Source organism: uncultured Fretibacterium sp. (assembly GCF_938030725.1).
Taxonomy (GTDB): Bacteria; Synergistota; Synergistia; order Synergistales; family Aminobacteriaceae; genus Fretibacterium.
Map to the genome: position 1 here is coordinate 1 of NZ_CALHIQ010000047.1, position 4,986 is coordinate 4,986.

The 4,986-nt window shown below is 65.8% G+C and carries 4 protein-coding genes; 2 read left to right on the forward strand and 2 right to left on the reverse strand.

From position 1 onward, the window contains the following. The first annotated feature begins 65 nt into the window (after window positions 1-65). Together Q0629_RS02970 and Q0629_RS02975 are read left to right on the forward strand one after the other, a co-directional pair. The gene (locus tag Q0629_RS02970) at window positions 66-1,337 is read left to right on the forward strand and encodes a Glu/Leu/Phe/Val dehydrogenase (RefSeq protein ID WP_298778741.1); all 1,272 of its coding nucleotides are present in this window, start codon (window positions 66-68) and stop codon (window positions 1,335-1,337) included. A gap of 25 nt (window positions 1,338-1,362) precedes the next feature. Next, window positions 1,363-2,589, forward strand: a complete 1,227-nt coding sequence (locus Q0629_RS02975; protein WP_298778744.1) for a M20 family metallo-hydrolase — start codon at window positions 1,363-1,365, stop codon at window positions 2,587-2,589. A gap of 60 nt (window positions 2,590-2,649) precedes the next feature. Here the strand turns inward: Q0629_RS02975 and iadA are convergent, their stop codons facing one another. Then, window positions 2,650-3,798 (reverse strand): beta-aspartyl-peptidase, encoded by a 1,149-nt coding sequence (gene iadA, locus Q0629_RS02980; RefSeq protein ID WP_298778748.1) that lies wholly within the window; start codon window positions 3,796-3,798, stop codon window positions 2,650-2,652. A gap of 25 nt (window positions 3,799-3,823) precedes the next feature. Further along, a partial coding sequence (locus tag Q0629_RS02985; RefSeq protein ID WP_298778750.1) for a Na+/H+ antiporter NhaC family protein occupies window positions 3,824-4,986 on the reverse strand: 1,163 nt, incomplete at its 5' end.

Genomic DNA, 4,986 nt, shown 5'->3' on the forward strand with positions numbered 1-4,986 from the left:
CTTTATCTATTACTTTAATTTTTCCCAGCGATGAGAGCTCAAATATTGTGGAGGTGCATGACGTAATGGCTGAGAGAAGAAAGGCTGAAAACGTACTGCTGGATACGGCGCTTCAGGAATTTTATGGCGCGGCGGACGAGATGGGGCTCAGCGAGAAGCTGATCTCCATCCTGAGCCATGCGGAGCGCAGGCTTGAGGTTTCCGTGCCCACCGAGATGGACGACGGCTCCGTGAAGGTTTTTAAGGGCTATCGCGTGCAGCACTCCACGGCCCTTGGGCCTGCGAAGGGCGGCCTTCGCTACGACCCCGCGGTGGACATCGACGAGTGCGAGGCGCTTGCCATGCTCATGACCTGGAAGTGCTCCCTGGCGGGCATCCCCTACGGCGGTGGCAAGGGCGGCATCTGCTGCGACCCGCTCAACATGTCGAAGAAGGAGAAGGAGCGCATGACCCGCACCTTCGCCGCACGGATCGCCCCCATCATCGGTTCCTGGACGGACGTGCCCGCCCCCGACATGAACACGGGCGGCCCTGAGATGGTGTGGATCCTGGACACCATCAACAAGATGCACGGCCAGCTGGAGCCGGGCATCCTGACGGGCAAGCCCATCTCCTATTGGGGCTCCAAGGGGCGCAACGAGGCCACGGGCCGCGGCGTCGCGACCTGCGGCCTTGAGTTCATGAAGGCGCTGGGCAAGGACCCCACGAAGATGACCGCCGCCATTCAGGGCTTTGGCAACGTGGGCAGCTACACGGCCAAGACGCTGCAGGAGAACGGCGTTAAGGTCGTCGGCATCAGCGACATCACGGGCTCCTACTACTCCGAGAAGGGCATCGACATCGAGAAGGCCTTTGAGGTGAAGGACAAGGACCCCAAGAAGCTCCTGAACGGGTTCGAGAAGGTCGGGAACTGCGAGAAGGTCGACGAGGTCCTGTTCACGAAGTGTGACTTCCTGTTCCCCTGCGCGCGCGACGGCGTCATCAACAAGGACACGGCGGGCAAGGTGTTGGCGAAGTACGTCGTCGAGGGCGCGAACGGCCCCACCACGCCGGAGGGCGACAAGATCATGGCGGACGCGGGCGTGAAGCTGGTGCCCGACTTCCTGGCCAACTCGGGCGGCGTCATCGGCTCCTACTTCGAGTGGGCCCAGAACCTTCAGGGCTTCTTCTGGACCGCCGACGAGTACAACACCCGCCTGATCCACATCATGAAGGACAACTTCAAGCGCGTTTGGGACTACGCGGAGGCCAAGAAGGTCACGATGCGCCGTGCAGCCACCATGGCCGCCATCCAGCGCGTCGCCGACGTGGTGGAGCTGCGCGGGCTCTTCCTGTAGGCGTCTTTTTGGGAGGAGTTTTCTGGTGAACGACAAGGTTTTAACGGAAGTCGAGCGGCTCAGGGACGACATGGTTGCGGCCCTGAGCCGCATCTGTCGGATCCCCGCCGTTTCCCCCCACAACGGGGGGACGGGCGAGGAGCCCAAGGCGCAGGAAATCGAGAAGCTGGTCGCGGAACTGGGACTGGGGAAGGTCCGCTGGGAGTTCGTGGACGACCCCAAGTCGCCCACGGGCAACCGCCCCTCCCTCTTTCTGGAGTGGCCGGGACGGCAGAAGCGCCGCCTCTGCATCCTCTCACACATGGACATCGTGCCGGAGGGGGACCGCGCCGTCTGGTCTCTGGACCCCTTCAAGCCGGAGGTCCGGGGCTCGCGCCTCTACGGTCGCGGCGTCAGCGACAACGGGATGGCGCTCATCGCGTCGCTCTTCGCGCTGAAGGCCCTGGTCAACGCTGGCGTGGAGCCGGAGTACACGGTGTACCTCGCCTTTGTCTGCGACGAGGAGATGGGGAGCCACCACGGCCTGATCCCGCTGTTCGAGCGAGGCGACCTGTTCCGCGAGGACGACCTCGTCATCGCGCCGGACAGCGGCAACGATGCGGGTGACTTCATCGAGATCGCGGAGAAGGCAGGGTGGAAACTGAGCTTTACGGTGCTGGGCCATCAGACCCACGCTGCGATCCCCGACAAGGGGCTGAACGCCTGCCGTGTGGCCAACCTTTTGGCGGTGGAGGTCGATGAAGCCCTGCACAAGGCCTTCCCTGAGGAGGACGCCCGATTCGAGCCGCCCGTGTCCACCTTTGAGCCCACGCGCCGCTTCGCCAACGTGCCCAACACGAACACCGTGCCGGGACGCGAAGAGTTCGAGTTCGACTGCCGCGTCCTGCCGTCGGTGGACCTGGACCGGGCCTTTGAGGTGGTGGAGAAGGTGCGTAAGGACGTGGAGGCCCGAACCGGCGCCAAGATCGAGCTCAACGTCAACCGCAGCGACGCGGCCAAGCCGACGGACGAGTCGAGCGACATCGTCCGCCTGGTTTCCGGCGCGGTTCAGGAGGTCCTGCACCTGAAGCCGAAGACGGGGGGCATCGGGGGCGGCACCTTTGCCGCCGTGTTCCGCCGCAACGGCATCCCCGCGGCCGTGTGGGCCCAGGAGTGCGGCGGCGTCGCGCACCAGCCGGACGAGTTCACGGAGATCCCGTACATCGTCAACAACGCCAAGGTCTTCGCCCTGATGATGACGGGCGGCAAATAGCCGCTCCGCCGAGCGGGAGGAGAAAAGCGCGGGGGAGGGCCTCAGGCCCTCCCCCGTTCGTTACCCTTCCTGGAGTTCAAAGGTCCCGCGGGCCAGCACCTCGCCGTCCCGCATCATCACTCGACCCCGTCCGACGAGGGTCCTCAAACGCAGGTTCTCGTCGAGGAGCATCACGTCGCCGTCCTGGCCCTTCTCAAGCCGCCCCTTGTGGGGCAGGCCCAGGAGGGCCGCCGAATTGGCGCTCATGAAGGCGAAGACCCTTTCGAGCGGGGCGACGGACCGCTCCCGGCAGGCCGCCGCGGCGCGCAGGATGGAGGCCGGGTCCCCGACACCCATCCCCGCGAAGTTCCCTGCGCTGTCGAAGCGGGGCATGCTGCCGTTGCCGTCCGAGCTGAAACAGACGCGCGACAGGTCGCACCCCGCGGCGACGAATTGGGCGACGGCGTCCGGCGTCTTCTCGTCTGCGGTGAGGTCGGCGGCTCCCCCCTCCTGAACCCAGCGGACCGCGTCGTCCAGGAGCTCCTGGCAGCGGCTCACGTGGGTCGGCATGAACTGGGTGAGTGGAACGTCCGTCCCCTTGACGGCCTCCCGCAGGGGATTGAGCCCCGTTCCCTCGCTTCCCATGTGGACGCAGACGACCCCCCGCTTTCCGGAGAGCATCCCCGCGACCCGCACGTCGGAAACCAGGGCCCGTATCGCCTCCGGGGAGGGGTGGGAGGAGCGATGGTCGGAGAGGGCCATCTTGCAGCCGATCACCTTGTCGATCCAGGCGATGTCCGTGCCCGTCCTGCCGGTGATGGTTGGCCCCGGAAGCTGGTAGGCGCCGGTGTAGATCCACGTGCTCAGGCCCTCGACGTCGAGGGCTCGCGCCTTGGCCAGCAGCTCCGTCAGAGAACGGCTGTAGCCGTCGGTGCCCAGGAGCCCGATGGCGGTCGTGATCCCCGCCTTCACGAAGGTGGAGAGCTGGGCCGGTGGGGTCCGGAAGTTGAAACCTCCCTCGCCCCCCGCGCCGCCGAAATGGTTGTGGTGGTCCACGATGCCCGGTGCCGCGATGGCCCCGCGGGCGTCGATCGTCTCAAGGTCCGGCACGTTGACGGTGAGGTCCACCTCCGCCGCGGCCACCCGTCCACCAAGGATCAGGAGGTCCCTGAGCCCGATGTGTTCCGGGGCGTAGAGGTCGACGTGCTTCAGCAGCAGTGGGTGCGTCATCTGAGCGTCCTCGTCCTGCGCGACGTCAGAGCGCGCCCTCGGCACCACCGGCCTGAGCTCCGCCCTTCGGTTCCGTCCTAAAGATGGCAAAGCCGCAGAACGCATAGAGCCAGGCCAGCAGGAACCCGCAATAGCACATCACGGCCCAGGGGGCGTACTCCAATACGGGGACGTTGAAGAGCCCGTACATGTAGACGCCCGCCGCGGACCAGGGGATCAGGGGCACGAACACGGTGCCCGAATCCTCAAGGGTACGGGACAGGACGCGGCGCTGGATGCCGAAGTCGTCGAAGAGGTCCCGGTACATGGTCCCCGGCATGATGATGCTGAGGTAGGAGTTTCCCGTGCCGAGGGCCGTGATGATCCCCGTCAGGGAGGTGGAGAACACGAGGCGTCCGACGCTGCTCCGGATGAAGCGCTCCTTCATGGCCGAGGTCACGACCCGGATGGTGCCCGTGCACTCCAGCTGTCCCGCGAAGATGTAGGCGAAGAACACGACGGTCACGGAGGAGGACATGAAGGAGAGGCCTCCGCGGCTCAGGAGCTTGTCAACGACCTCCAGCCCCGTGGTCGCCTTGGGGCCGCTTGCCATGATCTTGACGATATCCGACAGCCCGTGTCCCTGCATCATCGCGAGCGGCACGGCCGAGGCCATGGAGGCCCAGAGGACGGGGATCGTCGGGAAGCCCATGAAGGCCAGGATCAGGAGGAGCACGGCGGGGATCAGGACGAGGGGGGTGAGCTTGTAGGAGCCGTTGATGGCGTTCACGATCTCGTTGATGCGGGTCATGTCCATGGTCTCCGCAGCGCTGGAGCCGGCCCAGGCGTAGACGGCGAGGCCGATGCAGAACGCGGGGACGGTGGTCCACAGCATGGACCGGATGTGAGCGACGACGTCGGTCTCCGCGGTGGCCGCTGCCAGCACCGTCGTGTCGGAGATGGGGCTGACCTTGTCGCCGAAGTAGCTGCCCGCGATGATGGCGCCCGCCGTGGCGGCGGGGGAGATGCCCAGGCCGTGTCCGATGCCCATGAAGGCCACACCGAAGGTGGCTGCCGAGCCCCAGGAGGTCCCGGTCAGCACGGAGGAGATGGCGCAGACAAGGCAGGCCGAAACGAGGAAGGTCTGCGGCCTCAGGATGGAGAGCCCAAAGTTGATCATGTAGGGGACCGTTCCGGCCGCCATCCAGA